We start from the raw sequence: 17397 nt of genomic DNA, 5'->3' as shown, positions 1-17397 counted from the left end.
CGTCGCATAGGCTCTCCGGGTGAAACGACTGTTTCTCTCCCGCTCGTGAAGAGGTGGCCCATGACCGCGCCCGCACCGTTCCTCCCCGTCGATCCGCCGCCGCGCCTGCTGATGGGGCCGGGCCCGATCAACGCGGATCCGCGCGTCCTGCGTGCGATGTCGGCGCAGCTGGTCGGGCAGTACGACCCGTTCATGACGGCGACGATGACGGAGACGCAGGAGCTGTACCGGCAGGTGTTCCGCACCCGCAACGAGAAGACGATGCTCGTCGACGGCACGAGCCGTGCGGGCATCGAGGCGGCGCTGGTCTCGATGCTGGAGCCGGGCGACCGCGTGCTCGTGCCGGTCTTCGGGCGGTTCGGGCACCTCCTCCGGGAGATCGCGGAGCGCTGCGGCGCGGAGGTGCACGTGATCGAGGCCGAGTGGGGGCAGGTCTTCCCCGTCTCGGCGATCGCCGAGGCCCTGGCCCGGGTGAAGCCGAAGATGCTGGCCGTGGTCCACGGCGACACGTCGACCACCATGGCGCAGCCGCTGGAGGAGCTCGGCGCCCTCTGCGAGAAGCACGGCGCCCTCTTCTACACCGACGTCACCGCCTCCCTCGCGGGCAACGCCTTCGCGACCGACGAGCTCGGGCTCGACGCGGTCACCGCGGGGCTCCAGAAGTGCCTGGGCGGCCCGTCCGGATCGGCTCCCGTCACCTTCTCGGAGAAGGCCGTCGCGGTGATCGAGTCGCGCAGGAGCATCGAGGCGGGGATCCGCGACGAGGGCGACACTGTCAGCGCCCGCCGCGTCCGCTCCAACTACTTCGACCTCGGGATGATCTTCGACTACTGGGGGCCGCGCCGCCTCAACCACCACACCGAGGCGACCACGATGCTCTACGGCGCGCGCGAGTGCGCCCGCATCGTCGTCGAGGAGGGCCTGGACGAGACGGTCGCCCGCCACGCGCTGCACGGGTCGGCGATGCTCGCCGGAGTCCGCGGCCTCGATCTCGAGGTGTTCGGCGACGTCGGGCACAAGATGACGAACGTCGTCGCGGTGCGCATCCCGCAGGGCGTGAACGGTGACGCGGTGCGCGGGGAGATGCTCGCCGACTTCGGCATCGAGATCGGCACGTCCTTCGGGCCGCTACACGGGAAGGTCTGGCGCATCGGCACGATGGGCTACAACGCCCGGACGGACGCGGTGCTGACCACCCTGGCGGCGCTGGAGGCGGTGCTGCGCCGCGCGGGCGCCTCCGTGCCGGTGGGCGGCGGAGTCACGGGGGCCTACGAGGTCTACGGGGCGGCACGCGCATGACCGGCACCACCACGGACCCCGCCACCACGACCGCGCCCCCCGCCGCCACCGCCGCCCCCGCCCTCGACGCCGCCGCGATCATGGCCCGCTGCGACGAGCTCGCCGCGGTCTCCTCCAGCCGCGACGGCATCGAGCGGGTCTACCTCTCGCCCGAGCACGCCCGGGTGAACGCGATGGCCGCGCGCTGGATGACCGAGGCGGGCATGCGCACCTGGCAGGACGCGGCCGGCAACCAGTGCGGCCGCTACGAGGGCGCGACTCCGGGACTCCCGGCGCTCCTGCTCGGCTCGCACCTCGACTCGGTGCCCGACGCGGGCCGCTACGACGGGATCCTCGGCGTGATGCTCGCGATCGCCGTGGTGTCGCGCCTGCAGGGGGCGGGCCGGCGCCTGCCGTTCGCCGTCGAGGTCGTCGCGTTCGGCGACGAGGAGGGCACCCGCTTCGGCACAGCGCTCCTCGGCTCCCGCGCCCTCGCCGGCACCTGGGACGAGCACTGGTGGGAGCTCGAGGACGCCGACGGGACGACGCTCGTCGAGGCGTTCCACGAGTTCGGGCTGGACCCCTCGCGCATCCGCACCGCCGCGCGCGACGCGCAGGACGTTCTCGCCTACCTCGAGGCGCACATCGAGCAGGGCCCCTACCTGGAGGAGGCTGACCGCGCCCTCGCCGTGGTCTCCTCGATCGCGGGCGCCCGCCGCTTCGCACTCACCCTCACCGGCAAGGCCGGGCACGCGGGCGGAGTTCCGCTCGACCGCCGCCGCGACGCGCTCACCGGGGCGGCCGAGGCCGTGCTCGCGGTGGAGCGCATCGCGCGGGAGCAGGGCGTGATCGCCACGGTCGGCCGGCTCGAGACCTTCCCGGGCGCGGTCAACGTCATCCCCGGCCGGGTCGAGTTCAGCCTCGACCTCCGCGCCGAGACCGACGCCCAGCGCGACACGGCGTGGGACGCCATCGAGCACGCGATGTCGGAGTCGGCGTCGCGCCGCCGTCTCGCGCTGACGGTGGAGGAGACCCATTCGGCCCCCGCGGTCGTCGCCTCCTCTCGGCTGCAGGACGTCGTGCGCGCGGGCATCCGCGCGACCGGGGACGCGGAGCCGATGGTGCTGTTCTCCAAGGCCGGCCACGACGCGATGGCGGTCGCCGACCTCGCCGAGTACGCGATGCTCTTCCTCCGCTGCGAGGGCGGCGTCAGCCACCACCCGGACGAGAACGTGACCGAGGCCGACGTCGCGACCGCGCTCGACGCGTTCGAGGCGGCCGTGCTGGCGCTCGCCCACGGGACGCCGACCGCGTGACCCCCGCCCCGGCCCCCTCGACGAGCATCGGTCACCGCATCGATGCCGGCTACGCCGCGCTGTCGCGGCAGGAGCAGCGGGCGGCCGACTTCATCCTCGACCACCTCGGCGACCTGGCCGTCTACACGGCGACCGAGCTCGCCCAGCACAGCGGAGTGTCCAAGGCCACGGTCTCGCGGCTGTTCCGCCGCCTGGGGTTCTCGAACTCGCAGGAGGTGCGCGAGCACGCCCGGGCGCTGCGGTCCTCCGGTGTGCCAGTCGGTCCCGCGCAGGGACAGGGGGATCCGCTCGCCGCGCACCTCGAGAGCGAGCGGGCGAACCTGGCCCGGCTGGCCGCCGCGTTCGGCGACGGGCGGCTGGAGGAGGCGGTGCGGCTGATCGCGGGAGCGCGCGAGGTCGTCGTGATCGGACTGCGCAACAGCTACCCGGTGGCGCTGCACCTGCGCCAGCAGCTCGCGCAGGCGCGCGGACGCGTCCGGATCGCCCCGCAGCCCGGCCAGTCGCTCGGTGAGGAGCTCGAGGGGCTCGGAGCCGAGGACGTCGTGGTGCTGGTCGGCTTCCGCCGCCGCCCCGCCTCCTTCGCCGCCCTGATCGGGACGCTCGCCGCGCGCGAGGTGCGCGTGGTGCTCCTCGCGGATCCGCCCGCCCGGCGCTACGCGGAGCACGCGGCGGTCTGGCTGGAGTGCCCGGTCGACAGCGGCACGGCGCTGGACAGCTACGCGGCGGCGATGAGCGCGGTCGCGCTCGTGGCCTCCGGAGTGCTCGGGGCGTCGCCGAGGGAGTCGCGCGAGCGGATCGCCGGGATCAGCACGGCCTACGCGGAGCTCGCCGAGCTGGAGGACCGGCCGTGAGCGAGGCGGCGGAGCTGATCCGTGCGCACGCCAAGGACCCCGTCGGGCAGGCCGACCCGACTCCGTCCCTCGGCCGTGCCGAGCTCATCACCCCCACCTGCGGCGACCGGATCGAGCTGCGCGTCGACGGCGGCGTCGAGCAGGTGCGCCTCGCCTGGAGCGGGCGGGGGTGCGAGGTCTCACGGGGATCCGCGTCGCTGCTCGTGGACGGTCTCGACGGGCTGCCGGCGCCGGCGGTACGGGAGCGGATCGACGCGTTCCTCGCGGCGATGGCGCACCGGGAGGGTGCTCTCGCCGGCGAGGAGCAGGCGCTGCTCGCGGTGGCGGGCAATCCCGTCCGCTCCGTCTGCGCGACCCTGGCCTGGCGGGCGCTGGCCGCCGCCCTCGACGACGCGGGCCTGGCGTGAACCGCTCAGTCCGGCCCGTCGCGGTCGGCTCCCGACCACAGATCGCCGCACTCCACCCCCCGCGCGCCCCTCGCGCGGAGCAGGTCGCGCGCGCCGGAGTCGCCGTGCACGCCCTCGAGGAGCTCCGGCCAGTGGTCCCGTCCCAGCAGCACCGGATGACCGGGCCGACCGCGGAAGACCGCGCGGGCGAGCACGTCCGGCGCGACCGGCGCCTCCGCGAGCAGCCGGGCCCCCACGCTCGGCGGCTCCTCGGGCAGGTCGACCAGGGCGACCAGCGCGGCGACGCCCTCGGCCGCGGCGAGACCCGCGCGGAGCGACGCCGAGAGGCCGGTCTCCCACTCCGCCGCGACGACCACGTCCGCGGACGGCGGCACCAGGAGGCGCGCCCGTCCGGCCTCCGCGCCCAGGACCACGAGCACCCGCTCGCAGCCCACCGCGCGGAGCCTCTCGACGGCTCGCTCCACCCAGGGAACTCCCGCCGCGTCGCACCGCAGCGCTTTCGGGCCGCCCGCCCGGCGCCCCGCACCGGCCGCGAGCACCAGCCCGACGAGGTCCCGACTCCCGACCAGATCCATCCGACCATCGTGCCGCAGGCCGAGCCCCTGCTCCGCCGGACGAAGGAGACCGCATGACCGACACCCGATCCGAGACTGCCCGCGACGTGCTGCTCGCGTGCCTCGCCGTCCCGCGCTGGGCCGACGAGGTCGCCTCCGGCGCGCCCTACCCGTCGGCCGACGCGCTGGCCGACGCGGCCGAGCGGGCCGCGCGCACGCTCACCGAGGAGGAGGTGGAGGCGGCGCTGGCCGACCACCCCCGGATCGGCGAGCGGCACGCGGGCGCGGGGCGCTCCTCCGCGTTCTCGGCCGCGGAGCAGGCGGCGAGCCGCACGGGCGACGAGGAGCTGACCCGGCGGCTGCTGGCCGGCAACCGCGCCTACGAGGAGCGGTTCGGGCGCATGTTCCTCCTCCGTGCGGCCGGCCGCGACCGGGCCGAGGTCGTCGCGGAGCTGGAGCGGAGACTCGGGCTCGACGACGAGACGGAGGCCCGCATCGTCGCGGAGCAGCTGCGGGAGATCACGGTGCTGCGGGTCCGCGGCCTCGACGACGGGCGCCTCGTCCGGGCGGAGGCCGCACGATGAGCGGGCACGCCAGCCGCGTCACCACCCACGTGCTCGACGCCGTCCGCGGCCGCCCCGCGCGCGGGGTCCCGGTGGCTCTCGACGCCCGTGTCGGCTCCGGCTGGGAGCGCCTCGCCGAGGCCCGCACCGACGACGACGGCCGCGTGGCGGCCTTCGGGCCGGAGCGCCTGGCCGCCGGGGTGCACCGGGTCGTCTTCGACACCGGCGCCTGGTTCGCCGCCTCGGGCACCGAGTCGTTCTACCCCGAGGTCGTCGTCGCCTTCCGCCTCGACGACGAGGAGGCGCACTTCCACATCCCGCTCCTGCTCAGCCCCTTCGCCTACTCGACCTACCGGGGCAGCTGATGCAGCTGCAGGACGTCCTCGACGCGCCGCAGCTGCGGCTGCGCGTGCTGGTCGCCGGCGACGGGGCGCTCGCGCGGCCGGTCGACGGCATCTTCACGACCGATCTCCTCGATCCGCGCCGCTACATCTCGCGCGACCAGCTGGTGCTGACCGGTCTGGTCTGGCGTCGGGACGCCCAGAACAGCGCGGCCTTCGTCGCCGCGGTCGCGGACTCGGGTGCCAGCGCTCTGCTCGCCGGCGAGGGGCTGCTGGGCTTCGTGCCGGACGACCTCGTCGTCGCCTGCCGCGAGCACGACGTCCCGCTGATCGCCGTGCCGGCCGAGGTGTCGTTCGGCGCGATCACGGCGCACCTGTCGAACGCTCTCGCCGGCGACCGCGTGGCCCGGCTGACGGCAGCCCTCGCCCGCCAGCGGGAGCTGCTGACGGAGGTCTACCGGGGGCAGCAGCTCGACGAGCTCGTCACGCGCACCTCGCGCGAGCTCGGACTCCCCGTGTCGGTGCTGACCGCGACCGGCCGGACCGCGGCCTCCGCCTCGCCCCTGGGGCTGGGGGAGATCGAGCGGGTCGTGCACGCGGCGCTCACGGCCCGGCGCAGCCCGGTCGTGGTCGCGGACGCCCGCGGCGGCGCCCTGTCGGTCCTCACGGTCGCCGGAGCGGGCGAGCACCGCGCCACCTCCTGGCTGGTCGTCGTCGGGGGCGACTGGAACGACTGGCCCGCCGCAGTACTGGACGCCGTGACCGAGCTCGCCGGAGTCGTGGGGGTCTACCGGCTGCAGCGGGAGGCGGCGCTCTCGGCCGACTCCGCTCTCGCCGACCGCCTGCTCGAACTCGTGGAGGAGGACAGCGAGCAGCCCGAGGCCGCGGTGTACCTGCGGCAGCTCGGACTCGGCGGCGCCGGGCGGTGCGCCGTGGTCGCCGCCGAGTTCGAGGGCGACGCGCCCCCGGACCTGGCGCGCCGTGTCCTGGTCGACGCCGCCGCGCACCTGGGCCGCGCCGTGGTCGGACGCGACGCCCAGGGCTGCGCGGTGGCGGTGCTGCCCACCGAGGCGACCGATGCGATCCCCACCGGCGCGGATCCGCTCGCCGTCGTCACCTCGGCGCTGCGACGAGCGGGAGCCGCGTGGCCGGGCGCCGTGCTGCGCGTCGGGACGAGCGCCGCGACTCCGCTGCCCGCGCTCGGCGGCGCCCTCCGCTCGGCACGCTACGGGATGCTGCTGCCGGGCTCTCCTGGCGACGACGCTCCGGTGCGGGTCAGCGACTCCGGGGAGGTCACCTCCGCCGTGCAGCTGCTGAGTGCGGTCCCCGACCACCTGCGCTCGGTGTTCGTCGAGCTGGTGCTCGGGCGGCTCGTCGAGCACGACGCGCGCTACGGCTCGCAGCTGGTCGCCACGCTCGCGGCGTTCCTCGACTGCGGCGGCTCGTGGGTGCGCACGGCGGAGCAGACGCACCTGCACCTGAACACGGTGCGGTACCGCATCGCGAGGGTGGAGGAGCTGACGCAGCGCGACCTGTCGGACACCGCGGACCGCGCCGACCTGTTCCTGGCGCTGCGCCTGCGCTGACGGCCGGGTGCGCGCGGTCCGCACCGCGCCGCCCCGGCCGGCCCCGTCACTCCGGAGACGCGATCCGCCTGCCCCGGACGTGCACCGCGGCGATCGCCGGCTCGCGCAGGGTCATCAGCAGGGCGAAGAGCAGCTGGGCCGTCGCCTCCTCCTCGTCGTCCGCGCGGATCCCGTGGGCGAGGACGTCGGCGAGCGGCTCCCACCGGTCGGGCTCGATGCGGAGGAAGTCCGCGTCCTTCCCGGGGTCAAGGCTGCCGAACCGGTCCTCCTGGTCGAGCGCCCGCGCGCCGGCGAGCGTCGCCGTGAACAGGAGCTCGGCCGGATGCAGGGCGACGGCCGCGTCGCCGGGCTCCGAGAGGTGCACCTTGAAGGCGTCGTTCGCCACTCGCGCCAGCAGCCACTCGTCGCCCGCGCCCACGTCCGTGCCGAGGGCGACGGTGACCCCCGAGGCGACGGTCCGGCGCCAGGGCATGGTGCCGGAGCCGAGGAACTGCTGCGAGGTCGGGCAGTGGGCGATCGAGGTGCCGGTCTCCTCCATCCGGTGCAGCTCCGCGTCCTGGCAGTGCACGGCGTGAGCGAGGATCGTGCGCGGCCCGAGGAGGGAGGAGCCGCCGCGCGCGGAGCCGGGCAGGAAGAGCCCGTCGTAGGTGTCGAGGTAGCTGCGGGTGCCGTACGAGCCGAGCACGGCGGCGATCTCGCCGTCGCCGGGCCGGTCGTTCTCGTTGAGGTGGCTGTGCACGTAGACGCCGCGTCCGCGGACGTCGTCGTAGAGGTCGCCGAGCGCTCCGAGGGTCCGGGGAGTGACGGACAGCGAGAACCGCGGGACGAGCGCGACCTGCAGGAGCGGGTTCCTCCCGTGCCAGCGGTCGATCTCCTCCGACGCGAGCGTCAGCGCCTCCGCCTCCGAGGTGATCAGGGGCGCCGCCGAGGCCGGGCCCGTGGTCTGGATCCCGCGCCCCGACACGATCCGCAGCCCCGCCTCGCGGGTGCGCTCGAAGAGGGCGTTCTGCGCGGCCGGGAACGCGGAGCCGAAGACCATCGCGGCGGTCGTGCCCGCGGCCACCCGCCGCCGGGTGAAGGCGCGCGCGACGACGTCGGCGAACTCCGGGTCGGCGAGCCGCGCCTCCGCCGGGAACACCGTCCGGTCGAGCCACTCGAGCAGCTGGCCGCCGCCGAAGCCGTCGGTCGAGAACGTCTGGGGGAAGTGCACGTGCGCGTCGACGAAGCCGGGCAGCAGGATCGACGCGGCGTCGCCGGAGACCGGCAGGAGAGCGAAGCGGTCCGGCAGCTCGCGGTACGGACCGACCCAGGCGATCGTGCCGTCCTCGTCCACGGCGAGAGCGCCGTCCGGGATCGACACCAGCGACTCCCGCGCGGTCGCGAGCGTCGCACCCCCGGCGACGTGCAGCACGTGCCCCCGGTGGACGCCCCCGGCGCCGGTCACACCAGGCCCGTGTAGGCGGTCCAGGCGGATCCCGCGGGCGGCGCGTCGTCGCGGGTGACGCTCGCCTGGATCAGCCCGTAGGGGCGGTCGGCGGCGTGGAAGACCTCGTTGTCGTTCTCGACGCCGAAGGGCGAGAGGTCGTAGACGAAGTGGTGCTTGTTCGGCGCGGAGAGACGGATCTCGACGATCTGCGGGTACTCCTCCAGGACCGCCTTCCCCATCTCGAAGAGCGTCTGCTGGAGGGCGAGGGAGTGCACGGTCGCGAAGCGGCTCGTCATGAGCGCCTTGACGCCCGCGTAGACCGCCTCCCAGTCCATCGCCGCGATCTCGTCCTCGCTCAGGGCGAAGCGCCACTTCGCGACCAGCGAGGTCGCCATCACCCGGTCGTTCGTCGGCTGGAGGACCGTGTACGGGTCGGTGAGGAAGCCGTGGAACTCGCTCCCCGTGGACTTCAGGATCGTGAGGTCCTTGAAGCCGCCGGTGATCCAGATCCGCCGCTCGTCGCCCGAGCCCTCGACCGTGACCGACGCGATCCGCGTCTCCTGGCCCTTCCGGACCCAGGTGTGGTCGTGCTCGCGCCCGTCCACCAGCACGCGCTCCCAGGCGAACTCCTCGATCTCGATGCGGGCGCCGTGGACGGGCTCGTAGCCGTCGACGAAGTGGCGGGCCAGCTCGAGGCCGTAGGGCTCGATCGAGCGCAGGCCCTTCTCCTTGGCGAAGGCGTACGCCGTCTGCTTCTGCGTGTCCGTGGGCAGGACGGCCGACTGGTCGCCCTCTCGGTGCGCGGCCTCGAAGTCGCCGCGGAGGGCCGTGGAGACGTTGACGTCGTGGATCTCGTGCCGCGGGGTCTCGCGGTAGATCCGCACGACGCGGTTCTCGGCCTTCCCGTACTGGTGGTCCCCGAGGATGATCGACATGTCCGCTCCTGTCCGTTCCGTGCGGCCGGGCCCGGTCACGCGGTGGTGACCGTCCTGCTCGCGGCTCCTGCGAGCCCGTCTGCCAGCCTCGCGCCTGCCGGGGGCTCCGCGCACCGGCGGAGCATCCCGAGGAGCCGCCGCCGGGACTCCGAGTCTTGTGCGATCCGCCCGCTCCGCGGCTCCGACCCGCCTCCGTTCACACGCTCGAAACCTGCCGATGACACGGCGGCGCTCGGCGTGAGCGGGGGGAGCTCCCCGAGGTGTCGTCAGGGAGGCGGGGCATCGGCGGGTCGAGGTCAGGGGCGGCTGAGGAGGCGCCCGGCGGGCGGGACCGTCGCGGCGGTGACGCGTCGGCCGCCGACCCAGGTGGCGGCGACGGCGCCGCGGAGGACGCGGCCCTCGTAGGCCGAGACGGGGTTCCGGTGCGAGAGGGCGTCGACGTCCACGCGCCACTGCGCCTCCGGGTCGAACGCGACCAGGTCGGCGTCGGATCCCGCGTGCAGCAGGCCCTTCTGGCCGAGCCCGGCGAACGCGGCGGTCGCCGTGGACATCCAGGCGACGACCTGCTCGAGCGGGATGCCCCGCTCGCGGGCCCCGGTCCAGACCGCGCGGAAGCTCAGCTCGAGTCCCGAGATCCCGCCCCAGGCGACGCCGAAGTCGCCGCCGGCGGGGAGCTTCAGCTCGGCGGTGGCGGGGGAGTGGTCCGAGGCGATGATGTCGATCGTCCCGTCGAGCAGCCCCTTCCAGAGCTGCTCGCGATTGCGCTCGTCGCGGATCGGCGGGCAGCACTTGAACTGCGTGCCGCCGTCGGGGATCGAGCCGGCGTCGAAGGTGAGGTAGTGCGGGCAGGTCTCGGCGGAGATCGGCAGCCCCTCGGCCTTCGCCTCGCGCAGGAGCGGCAGCGCGTCGGCGGAGGAGAGGTGCAGGATGTGCGCGCGGCAGCCGGTCTCGCGGACGGCCTCGATCACGTGCAGGATCGCGTTGCGCTCGGAGGCGGGCGGGCGGGAGTCGACGAACTCGCCGTAGGAGGCGCCGGGCTCCAGCGCGCTCGCCTCCAGCTCGGCCGGGTCCTCGGCGTGCACGATCAGCAGTCCGTCGAAGGCGGCGATCTCGCGCATCGCCTCGACGAGCTGCTCCCGGCTCAGGTGCGGGAACTCGTCCACTCCGCTCGGCGAGAGGAAGCACTTGAAGCCGAAGACGCCCGCGTCGTGGAGCTCGCGCAGCGTGCCGAGGTTCGAGGGGATCGCCCCGCCCCAGAATCCGACGTCCACCTGCGCCTGCGGCCCGGCGGCCGCGCGCTTGGCCTCGAGCCCCGACACCGTGGTGGTCGGCGGGATCGAGTTCAGCGGCATGTCGATGATCGTGGTGACGCCCCCGGCGGCGGCCGCGCGGGTGGCGGAGGCGAAGCCCTCCCACTCCGTGCGGCCCGGCTCGTTGACGTGCACGTGGGTGTCGACGATCCCCGGGATCAGGACCTGGCCCTCGGGGAGGACGATCTCCTCCGTGGTCCGCCAGGGGGCGTCCCGCTCGCCGACCGCGACGATCAGGCCCTCGGCGATCGCGATGCTGGCCGGACGCCGGCCGTTCTCGGTCAGCACGTCGGAGGCGCGGATCACGAGGTCGAGGAAGGGAGCGTCGTCAGGCATGGATCGACCCTATACTCGGCATGTTTCCTGCGTGTGAGCGCCCGTCGGCGGCTCCGCCCGGCCTTCCCGCAGCCCCGGCGCCGTCGCCTCCCGTCCGAGAAGAGGAGGCCGTCGTGCTCGACATCGCCGACCCCCTGCTCGAGCGCGTCGAGGCGGGCGGGAGCGTCGCGGTCGTCACGGTCACGCACGTCTTCGGCTCGGCTCCCCGCGCTCTCGGGTCCTCGATGGCGGTGGACGCGGAGGGGCGCGCGATCGGCTCGATCTCCGGCGGCTGCGTCGAGGCGCAGGCGTACGCGCTGGCCCAGGAGGTGCTCGGCACCTCGGGCAGCGCGTCCGAGCACTTCGGCTTCGACGACGAGGCGGCCTTCGCCGCGGGCCTGTCCTGCGGGGGGCAGCTGCGCGTGTTCGGCCAGGTCGTCGACTCCGGCTCCACCGCGGTCCTCGCCGAGCTGCGCGCCGCCCGCGCCGGCCGCTCGGCCGCGCTGGCGATCGTCGTCGGCGGCCCGGAGGAGCTGATCGGCCTCGTCCTCACCGGAGCGACGCGCCTCCAGGACGTCGTCGGCCCGCACCTGGACGAGGACACCGCCCGCCGCATCCTCGCCGAGCGCGAGGCGCGCCTGGCCTCCGGCCGCTCGGCCACGGTCGAGACCGCCTGCCGGAGCGCCGAGCTTGAGATCGCCTACATCGTGCACGCCGAGCGGCCGCGCCTGCTGATCTACGGCGCCGTCGACTTCTCCGCCGCGCTCTGCTCCGCAGGCGCCCTGCTCGGCTACCGCGTGACCGTCTGCGACGCGCGTCCGGTGTTCGCGACCGCCGAGCGCTTCTCCGGCGCCGACGAGGTCGTGGTCGAGTGGCCGTCCGACCACCTCGCCCGCGCCGAGGTCGATTCGCGCACCGTGATCGCGGTGCTCACGCACGACGAGAAGTTCGACATCCCGCTGCTCGAGACCGCGCTCGCGCTCCCGGTCGCCTACGTCGGCGCGATGGGGTCGCGGCGCACCCATGAGCGGCGGCTGCGGCTGCTGCGCGAGGCGGGAGTGACGGAGGAGGCGCTCGCCCGCCTGCACTCGCCGATCGGCCTGGACATCGGCGCGTCGACGCCGGAGGAGACGGCCGTGTCGATCCTCGCGGAGGTCCTCGCCGCGCGCACGGGGACGTCCGGGGAGCCGCTCGCGGGGCGCTCGGGCCCGATCCACGCGGCGCGCTGAGCCGCACGTCCTCCCTCGATGGCGCGCCGTCGTGATCGCGCCGGCCTGCTCGCACTCCGGCGGGAAACGGCCGCGAAACACCGCGCTGCCATGCTCGGGGCATGCAGCGCCACGTCCTCACCGGAGCCCACGTCGCCACCGTCGACGCGCACGGGACCGAGCACCCCGTCGGCCACGTCGTCGTCGACGACTCCCGCATCGTCGCCGTCGGAGCCGGCGACCCTCCGGCGTGGGCCCTCGACGGACGGTCCCCGACGGGCCTGCCGGCGCAGGAGGCGATCGCGCTCACGCGGGTCGACGGCCGCGGCCACCTGCTCACTCCCGGGCTCGTCAACACGCACCACCACCTCTACCAGTGGCTCACCCGCGGCTGGGCGCAGGACTCGATCCTTTTCGACTGGCTCGTCGCGCTCTACCCCGCCTGGTCCCGCATCGACGCCGACCTGACCCGCTCCGCCGCCCTCGGCGCGATGGGCGTCCTCGCCCGGTCCGGCTGCAGCACCGTCGCCGACCACCACTACGTCTTCCCTCGGGGCTCCGGCGACATCGTCGGCGGCATCGTCGACGCGGCCGGCACCCTCGGCCTCCGGCTGCACGCGACCCGCGGGTCGATGGACCTCGGCGAGTCCCGGGGCGGCCTCCCGCCGGACTTCGCCGTCGAGACCACGGCGGCCGCGCTCCAGGCCAGCGGAGAGGCGGTCCAGCTGTACCACGACGCCTCCGCCGACGCGATGGTGCGGGTCGCGATCGCCCCGTGCTCGCCGTTCTCGGTGACCACCGACCTGCTGCGAGAGTCGGCCGTCCTCGCCCGTCAGCTCGGGGTCCGGCTGCACACCCACGGCTCCGAGACCGTGGAGGAGGACGCCTACACGCGGGAGGCGTTCGGCCTCTCGCCCACCGACCACCTGGAGTCGCTCGGCTGGCTCGGCGACGACGTCTGGATGGCGCACTGCGTCCACCTCGACGCCGACGCGATCGCGAAGTTCGCGGCCACGGGCACCGGAGTCGCGCACTGCCCGTCCTCGAACGGCCGGCTCGCGGCGGGCATCGCGCCGATCCCGCAGCTGCTGGCTGCGGGAGCCCCGGTCGGCCTCGGCGTGGACGGCGCGGCGTCGAACGAGTCCGGTCAGCTCGGCTCCGAGATCCGCGCCGCGGTGCTGATGAACCGCCTGCGCGCCGGCGCCGACCGGATGAGCGCCCGGCAGGCGCTCTCGGTCGCCACCATCGGCGGGGCCCGGGTGCTCGGTCGGCAGGACGAGATCGGCTCGATCGAGGTCGGCAAGCTCGCCGACCTCGCGCTCTGGCGGATCGACGGGATCGAGCACGCGGGCATCGCGGACCCGGTCGCGGCGCTCGCACTCGGAGCGCAGCCCCCGCTGAGCCTGCTCCTGGTGCAGGGTCGCCCGACGGTGCGGGAGGGACGGCTGGTGAACGCGGACGAGGACGCGATCGCCCGCGAGGTCGCCCGGGCGAGCACGGAGCTGGCGTCGCGCGTCTGAGCTGCGGCAGCCGATCGGCGCTCAGCTCGTCGTCGTTCAACCGGGCGGCGCCTCCGCCTCGACGGTCGCGACCGGGGCGGCGTCCGGGTGCAGGAGCCGCCAGATCCGGTCGCGGGAGAGCGGCAGCTCGGTCGGCCGCACGCCGATCGCGTCGCGGACGGCGTTGGCGAGTGCGGGGGCGACCGGGTTGTAGGGCGCCTCGCTCATCGACTTCGCGCCGAACGGCCCGAGCTCGTCGGCGGTGTCCGCGAAGAGCACCTCGGTCTCGGGCACGTCCGCCATCTGCGGGATGTGGTAGTTCCGGAGGATGGCCGTGGTCACGGTGCCCTCGCCGTCGAGGATCACCTCCTCGTACAGCGCCGAGCCGATCGCCTGCGCCACTCCGCCCTCGACCTGCCCGCGGCACTGCGCCGGGTTGATCACGAAGCCGGCGTCGGCCGCCTGCACCGACTGCAGGATCCGCACCTCGCCCGTCGGCTCGTGCACCGCGACCCGGAAGCCCTGGACGTTGAACGCGAGCGAGCGCTGAGCGCCGTCCTCGCTCCCGGTCGCGGTGACCGGTCCGCCGGCCGCGCGGACCAGATCGGCGAACGCGACCCGGGTGCCGTCCGGAGCGAGCAGGCCCTCGTCGTCGGGCTCGAAGGTCTCGTCGTGCCCGGTCAGCCGCTTCGCGAGCGCCTGCAGCTCGGCGAGGAGGCGCGTCGCGGCCGAGTGGACGGCCTTGCCCGCGACCACCGTGCCGGCGCTGCCGAACGCTCCGGTGTCGTAGCGGGCCGCGTCCGTGTCGGACTGGCGGATCCGCACCCGGTCGGCCGAGGCGCGGAAGGCGCTCGCGACCAGCTGCGTGTGCACGGTGGTCGTCCCGTTGCCGAACTCGGCCGTGCCGACGCCGATGGTCAGCACTCCCTCGGCGTCGACGGTGACGGTCGCCTCCGAGAAGTGGCCCCGCGGTGGGATGGTGGCGATCATCGCCAGTGCCGTGCCCTGCCCTGTCCGCCACCCCGGTCCGTCGGGGGCGGGGGAGCCGCCGCCGCCGGCCAGGGCCGCCTCGGTGAGGTCGAGGCACTGGTCGAGCCCGTAGGAGGCGAAGCCGATGTCGTCGCCCTCGACGTGCGTGACCACCAGCGGCTCGCCCGGGCGCACCGCGTTGATCCGCCGCAGCTCGAACGGGTCGATCCCGAGCTCGCGGGCGAGATCGTCCATCGCCGACTCGATGCCGAAGATCACCTGCCCGAGGCCGTAGCCGCGGAACGCCCCCGAGGGGAGGTTGTTCGTGTAGACGGCCTGCGCGTCGACGCGCTTGCTGGGCGCGCTGTAGACGGCGACCGACTCCGAGGTGCCGTGGAACATCACGCCGGGTCCGTGGTTGCCGTAGGCGCCGGTGTCCGAGAGCACGTCCACGGCGAGGGCGGTCAGCCGTCCGTCGCGCCGGGCGCCGAGCGTGACGCCGACCCGCATCGGGTGTCGGCAGGGGGCCATCGTGAACTCGTCGCTCCGGGTGAACTCGAACTGCACGGGCCGGCCGGTGGCGAGCACGGCGAGGGCGACGACGTCCTCCGTCAGGATCTCCTGCTTGCCGCCGAAGCCGCCGCCCACCCGTGCCGTGAAGACGCGGACGGTCGACGGATCGCGGTCGAACAGGCGCGCGATCTCGTCGCGCACGAGGAAGGGCACCTGCGTCGAGGTCCGCAGCACCAGCTCTCCGCCCTCGAGCCAGCCGATGGTGCCGTGGGTCTCGAGCGCCGTGTGCGCGACCCGGGAGGTCGAGTACCGGCCCTCGACGACCACGTCGGCCTCCGCGAGTCCGGCGGCCACGTCCCCGTACTCTCCGTGGAGCTCCGCGACGACGTTCGCCTCCGGCCGGGCGATGCGCGAGGCGATCGGATCCTTGTCGGCGTGCAGGAGCGGCGCGCCGGCCGAGCGCGCCTCCTCCGGGTCGAAGACGGCGGGCAGCACCTCGTAGTCGACCTCGACGGCGCGGCAGGCCGCCTCCGCCTCGGCCACCGACTCCGCGACCACCACGGCCACGCGCTGCCCGCGGAACCGGACGACCGTGTCGAGCATGCGCGTGTCGTCCGGGTCGTCGAGCCGGGACTCGTGGCGGGCGGTGGAGTAGAGGACGTCCGGGACGTCCTCGGCGGTGAGGACCGCGACGACGCCCCGCATCGCGCGGGCGGCGGTCGTGTCGATCGAGCGGATGCGCGCGTGGGCGTGCGGGCTCTGGACGACCTTCAGGTGCAGCAGGCCGGGGACGGCGACGTCGAGGGTGAACGGCTCGCGGCCCTGGACGATCCGCCGGCCGGCGGGCGCGCCGAGCGAGCGGCCGACCCGGGACTCCTCGGCCGACGGGCGACCGGTGCGGCGGACGGGGGTGAGACCCGACGGCGGGGCCGCGTGCCGTCCGCGGACCGGGGCCTCCGTGCGATCCGCTCCGGACGGCTCGGCCGCGTGCGCGCCGTGCCCGGACGCGCAGGCGCCCGTCACGGCCTCGCGGATGGGGCGGTAGCCCGTGCACCGGCAGAGGTTGCCCTTCATCAGCCGCGGCACGTCCTCGGCGCGGACTCCGTCGAGCGCCGTGGCCGTGACCACCATGCCGGCCGTGCAGAAGCCGCACTGGAACGCGCCGGCCTCGACGAACGCCTCCTGCACCGCGCTCGGCTCCTCGGGCGTGCCGAGGCCGGCCGCGGTCGTCACCTCGCGGCCCTCGACGCGGTGGGCGGGGTAGAGGCAGGAGTGGAACGGCGTCCCGTCGACGAGGACGGAGCAGGCGCCGCAGTCGCCGGCGTCGCACCCCTTCTTCACCTCGAAGTGCTCGTGGTCGCGGAGGAGGGTGCGCAGCACCTGGCCGGGGCGGGGGGAGGCGTCGACCGGCTCCCCGTTGACGGTGAACCTCATCGGGCGCCTCCGGCCAGCTCGGAGCGGATCTCCTCGGCGAGCACGCGGACGACGGCGTGGCGCCAGTCGGCGGCTCCGTGCGGGTCGGTGAACCAGGTCGCGACGCCGTCGACGGCCGCGGCGAGCTCGGCCGAGGAGGGAGCGGCGGCGAAGCGGAGCAGCTCCGGCCGGACGGTCGCCGCGGTGATCGTGAGCACGAACGCGCCGTCGGTGTCGAGGCGGCCGATGACGACGGCGCCGGAGCGTCCGAGAGGGGAGAGCGCCGTCTTGCGGAACGCGGTGCGCGCCCGGAGGGAGGAGAGCGCGATCTCGATCGAGCGGATGACGTCGTCCTGGGCCAGGGAAGTGGTCATGTTGCCGGTCACGAGCTCGGCGACCGGCACGGCGACGTCCGAGCCGTCGGCCCGCCAGACGAGGGCGGTGGCGTCGAGCGCGGCGGCGAGGCTGATCATCGGTCCTGCGGGCAGGGCGTTGGCGATGTTGCCGCCGACAGTGGCGACGTTCCAGATCTTGAAGGAGCCCAGCAGTGCCGTGCAGCACTGGAAGAAGAGCGGGTGGGCTGTGTCGCCCGCGTCGGGCATCGCGGCGAGCTCGCTGAGCGTGCAGGTCGCCGCGATCGAGAGCCCGGCGTCCGTGCGCACGATCGGCTCCCACGCGAATCCCTGCAGGTCGAGGAGCTCGTCGAGGTGGTCGTGGGGGAGGGAGAACACCCAGGAGCCGCCTCCGATGACCGCTGAGCGCGGCCCGCGGCCCGCCAGCTCGGAGCGCTCGCGCACCACCCGGACGCGCTGGATCGTGTTCAGGTCCATGCAGCGCCTCCGTCCCGCGCCCGTCGGGCGTCTCCCCCCAGTGAACCCCACCCGTGTGACGCCCGTGTTTCCCCACCCCGTCC

The 17397-nt window shown here is 74.7% G+C and carries 15 protein-coding genes; 9 read left to right on the top strand and 6 right to left on the bottom strand.

From position 1 onward, the window contains the following. Positions 1–60: 60 nt before the first annotated feature. The 4 genes from C5D09_RS10235 to C5D09_RS10220 are packed head-to-tail and all read left to right on the top strand — an operon-like array spanning position 61 to position 3852. Positions 61–1299, top strand: coding sequence for an alanine--glyoxylate aminotransferase family protein (locus C5D09_RS10235; protein ID WP_258066972.1), 1239 nt, complete (start codon positions 61–63; stop codon positions 1297–1299). Beyond that, the gene (locus C5D09_RS10230) at positions 1296–2594 is read left to right on the top strand and encodes an allantoate amidohydrolase (RefSeq protein WP_104269245.1); all 1299 of its coding nucleotides are present in this window, start codon (positions 1296–1298) and stop codon (positions 2592–2594) included. Before C5D09_RS10235 ends, C5D09_RS10230 begins: the two co-directional genes overlap by 4 nt. Next, the gene (locus C5D09_RS10225; RefSeq protein WP_104269244.1) at positions 2591–3445 is read left to right on the top strand and encodes a MurR/RpiR family transcriptional regulator; all 855 of its coding nucleotides are present in this window, start codon (positions 2591–2593) and stop codon (positions 3443–3445) included. Before C5D09_RS10230 ends, C5D09_RS10225 begins: the two co-directional genes overlap by 4 nt. Continuing rightward, on the top strand, positions 3442–3852 hold the full coding sequence (locus C5D09_RS10220) for an iron-sulfur cluster assembly scaffold protein (RefSeq protein ID WP_104226650.1): 411 nt from the start codon (positions 3442–3444) through the stop codon (positions 3850–3852). Before C5D09_RS10225 ends, C5D09_RS10220 begins: the two co-directional genes overlap by 4 nt. Before the next feature lie 5 nt (positions 3853–3857). On the opposite strand, the gene C5D09_RS10215 is transcribed toward C5D09_RS10220, so the two are convergent. Next, complete coding sequence (locus C5D09_RS10215; protein ID WP_104223492.1) at positions 3858–4427, bottom strand: NTP transferase domain-containing protein; 570 nt, start codon at positions 4425–4427, stop codon at positions 3858–3860. Positions 4428–4480: 53 nt separating this feature from the next. On the opposite strand from C5D09_RS10215, the gene uraD reads away from it, so the two are divergent. Genes uraD through C5D09_RS10200 form a run of 3 tightly spaced genes read left to right on the top strand, consistent with a single transcriptional unit; the run spans position 4481 to position 6896 of the window. After that, positions 4481–4990, top strand: a complete 510-nt coding sequence (gene uraD / locus C5D09_RS10210; RefSeq protein WP_104269243.1) for a 2-oxo-4-hydroxy-4-carboxy-5-ureidoimidazoline decarboxylase — start codon at positions 4481–4483, stop codon at positions 4988–4990. Beyond that, positions 4987–5334, top strand: coding sequence for a hydroxyisourate hydrolase (gene uraH, locus C5D09_RS10205; protein ID WP_104223494.1), 348 nt, complete (start codon positions 4987–4989; stop codon positions 5332–5334). The genes uraD and uraH overlap by 4 nt, the downstream gene beginning before the upstream one ends. Beyond that, complete coding sequence (locus C5D09_RS10200; protein ID WP_104269242.1) at positions 5334–6896, top strand: PucR family transcriptional regulator; 1563 nt, start codon at positions 5334–5336, stop codon at positions 6894–6896. The genes uraH and C5D09_RS10200 overlap by 1 nt, the downstream gene beginning before the upstream one ends. A gap of 46 nt (positions 6897–6942) precedes the next feature. Here the strand turns inward: C5D09_RS10200 and C5D09_RS10195 are convergent, their stop codons facing one another. The 3 genes from C5D09_RS10195 to allB form a co-directional block, all read right to left on the bottom strand. Further along, a complete protein-coding gene (locus C5D09_RS10195) occupies positions 6943–8340 on the bottom strand; it encodes an amidohydrolase family protein (RefSeq protein ID WP_104269241.1) in 1398 nt (465 codons plus the stop codon). Further along, positions 8337–9257 (bottom strand): factor-independent urate hydroxylase, encoded by a 921-nt coding sequence (pucL, locus tag C5D09_RS10190; protein WP_104234587.1) that lies wholly within the window; start codon positions 9255–9257, stop codon positions 8337–8339. Before pucL ends, C5D09_RS10195 begins: the two co-directional genes overlap by 4 nt. 296 nt (positions 9258–9553) lie before the next feature. After that, entirely contained in the window at positions 9554–10903 is a 1350-nt protein-coding gene (gene allB, locus C5D09_RS10185) for an allantoinase AllB (protein WP_104269240.1), read from the bottom strand. A gap of 113 nt (positions 10904–11016) precedes the next feature. Between allB and C5D09_RS10180 the strand changes: the two genes are divergently transcribed. Next, a complete protein-coding gene (locus C5D09_RS10180; protein WP_104269239.1) occupies positions 11017–12111 on the top strand; it encodes an XdhC family protein in 1095 nt (364 codons plus the stop codon). A gap of 101 nt (positions 12112–12212) precedes the next feature. Next, positions 12213–13610: an 8-oxoguanine deaminase gene (locus C5D09_RS10175; protein ID WP_104269238.1), complete on the top strand. Its 1398-nt coding sequence runs from the start codon at positions 12213–12215 to the stop codon at positions 13608–13610. A 36-nt stretch (positions 13611–13646) separates the two neighbouring features. Here C5D09_RS10175 and C5D09_RS10170 read toward each other — a convergent pair whose 3' ends face one another. Beyond that, complete coding sequence (locus tag C5D09_RS10170) at positions 13647–16505, bottom strand: molybdopterin cofactor-binding domain-containing protein (RefSeq protein ID WP_104269237.1); 2859 nt, start codon at positions 16503–16505, stop codon at positions 13647–13649. Beyond that, positions 16502–17314, bottom strand: a complete 813-nt coding sequence (locus C5D09_RS10165; RefSeq protein ID WP_104269236.1) for an FAD binding domain-containing protein — start codon at positions 17312–17314, stop codon at positions 16502–16504. Before C5D09_RS10165 ends, C5D09_RS10170 begins: the two co-directional genes overlap by 4 nt. Positions 17315–17397 lie beyond the last annotated feature (83 nt).

This window comes from Rathayibacter sp. AY1C9, from assembly GCF_002932315.1.
In the GTDB taxonomy this organism is placed as follows: Bacteria; Actinomycetota; Actinomycetes; order Actinomycetales; family Microbacteriaceae; genus Rathayibacter.
This window is presented reverse-complemented; position numbering and strand designations above follow the sequence as displayed.